This is a genomic window from Pseudovibrio sp. WM33 (assembly GCF_001623165.1).
GTDB lineage: Bacteria > Pseudomonadota > Alphaproteobacteria > Rhizobiales > Stappiaceae > Pseudovibrio.
Genome location: NZ_LMCK01000027.1, coordinates 431 through 2,514, shown reverse-complemented (window position 1 = coordinate 2,514; position 2,084 = coordinate 431). Strand labels below are relative to the sequence as shown.

The following is a 2,084-nucleotide window of genomic DNA, read 5'->3' as shown; positions in this document are numbered from 1 at the left end:
CCAAACCTCAAACTGGGGAAATTTGACCCTGCATTGACAGACCAGCCATCAGGTGAATAGCATTGGTGGCTCCATGGCCTGTGGTGGCCTCAACCCGAGCAGCTTCCAGCCGGTGTTTTGTGAACGGTTTGCCGACACCATCCGCCTTGTAGCGCCCCGGATATTCATAGAGCGCATAGTCTCCAGCAGAGCCGTTGTCTTCACCGCGCTGATGGGCGTGTTGCTGGTTGTAGGGCGGGTTCTTGAAGGAATAATCGCGCTGCATGAAGCTGGTGGCTCGCAGCTGCTCGCGCAGGACAAAGCTGGAGCAATAGACGCCTTTGACTGCTCCGCCAGCCATGGCGTTGTATTCCAGCTTTGGCTGGTCCGGGAGCTCAGAGACGATCTGTGGGTTATCAATGAACTGCAGCGTATGCTGGCCGTTGGCGCTATGTGTGAAGTAGTACCAGATGCCTTCCTCTGCCGTGATGCGATCTAAAAAGCTTAAGTGACTTTCCCGGTACTGCACGCAGTATTCGCGGACCTCATGAGGCTCGGTCAGATCCCACTTCACATCCTCTACGCCGTGTTCTTTCAGCAGGATCTTGACGATCTCGGGCACGCTTTTCTTCTGGAAGATCCGGCAGTCAGAGCCATGAGCCAGCCGGTGCAGGCTGGGCAGCAGTGTGAGCGAATAACTGGTGCGGTGATGGCCTTCATTGCCCCGGGCAATTTCGGCAATCACCCCGGAGAGATGGCGCAAGCCCTCGTATTTGTGGTGAATGGTCAACGTGGCGGGCGTATCCAGCAGGCTATGCAAGTCCAGCGCATTGTCGGGGCTGCCAAGCTCAATCTGGATCTGCGTGAGCCCGTTAAGGCGCTCTGTTGCCGAGAACCCGGTGACCAGCAATTCCGCGTTGGGCTGCGCAGGAGCTGCAAAGGTGAAGGCCAGATCTTGTTGTTGGAAGAGCTGCGGGATTTGGACAATAGCATTCATAACAAACTCACTGGCAAAGGGAAAAACAAAGGAACTATAAGAATTAAGAGTGATCTGGCGGATTGAGTTGGTGCATCACTATCGGCGGTGGATAGGGTTTGGAGTGCCATTCATCAGCGGGACATAAAGTGCCCGGACGCGCGTAGGTATGGAAGGATTTTGCCGGTGCGAAAAACTCGTTCTGACAAAGTAAATACCCTTCGTCTTGCGCTCTTTGCCCAATTGATTGCGCCCATAGATTGCCGGCGATAGCAAAGATCAGGAGCGATCCGAAAATGAGAATGAGGTATGTTTTGACAGACCATTGCAGCCGTTGGTGACCCCAGGGCGTGAAGACAAAATGAGTGATGGGGATCGCAACAGATCCAAGCGCTAAAGCCTGGATGCCATGAGCAATTTCAAAGTTATCTTGTCCAAGCTCAATGACCTGCTGCGCATACAGAAAGTCAGAGATCGTACTCCACACCAAAAACACCATCAAAAGATCAAGCACAGCAGCGAACCCGTGTGCTCTGCTCGGATCCCGGCCAATCCACTGGCCAAATTGAACGGTCTTATTGATGTACCAGTTGATCATCATCACCGCCTGTAGATCTGGTTGTAAAGATCAGGCCCACCCAAATGCCAGATGGTCTCGCGTTCCAGATCATAGAAAAACCGATTGCTGCGGCGTTCAAGCTCTTCCACCTTCTGTCGCATGGAAACTTGCGCTTCACGAATGACTTGTCCGGTTTTTTGAAGGCCGCGCGCAACAGCCTCACCAGTCCAACGCAGGGCAGCAGACAGTTTTTCTCGCAGGCCAAACATCTTGTCCAGTTGTCCAAGCGCCATGCCAACAGCCATGCCAACAACAATGGCACCAGCCGTAATGGCAAGGGCAGGAATAGCAACTGTGGTGATAGCACCGGCCAGAAGCGCTCCAGCAGCTGCTGCGGCCATGCCAGCCCCAATGGCAACAGCCCCGATCGCCACATCGACAATGATGTTGGCAAACAGTTCGCTGTAAAGCTGCGTATCGCTCATGATGAACTGCATGATATCCAGGGCCACATAACAGGTGATCATGATGACCGCGTTCGCCCGGCCACCTGCCCGAATGGCTTCAGGT

At 53.9% G+C, this 2,084-nt stretch carries 3 protein-coding genes; all 3 read right to left on the bottom strand.

Annotated elements, in window-relative coordinates:
• Window positions 1-7 precede the first annotated feature (7 nt).
• Window positions 8-976, bottom strand: coding sequence for a type VI secretion system tip protein TssI/VgrG (gene tssI / locus PsWM33_RS26695; protein ID WP_208994430.1), 969 nt, complete (start codon window positions 974-976; stop codon window positions 8-10).
• Between the two features lie 43 nt (window positions 977-1,019).
• Window positions 1,020-1,553, bottom strand: coding sequence for a hypothetical protein (locus PsWM33_RS06935; RefSeq protein WP_153039905.1), 534 nt, complete (start codon window positions 1,551-1,553; stop codon window positions 1,020-1,022).
• A 2-nt stretch (window positions 1,554-1,555) separates the two neighbouring features.
• Window positions 1,556-2,084: hypothetical protein (locus tag PsWM33_RS27295; protein ID WP_193778367.1), on the bottom strand; the 529-nt coding region annotated here is incomplete at its 5' end.

What these genes read in the sequence shown, in the direction of transcription:
- tssI (WP_208994430.1), bottom strand. Translation starts at nt 976, where the DNA reads ATGAATGCTATTGTCCAAATCCCGCAGCTCTTCCAACAACAAGATCTG.
- PsWM33_RS06935 (WP_153039905.1), bottom strand. Translation starts at nt 1,553, where the DNA reads ATGATCAACTGGTACATCAATAAGACCGTTCAATTTGGCCAGTGGATT.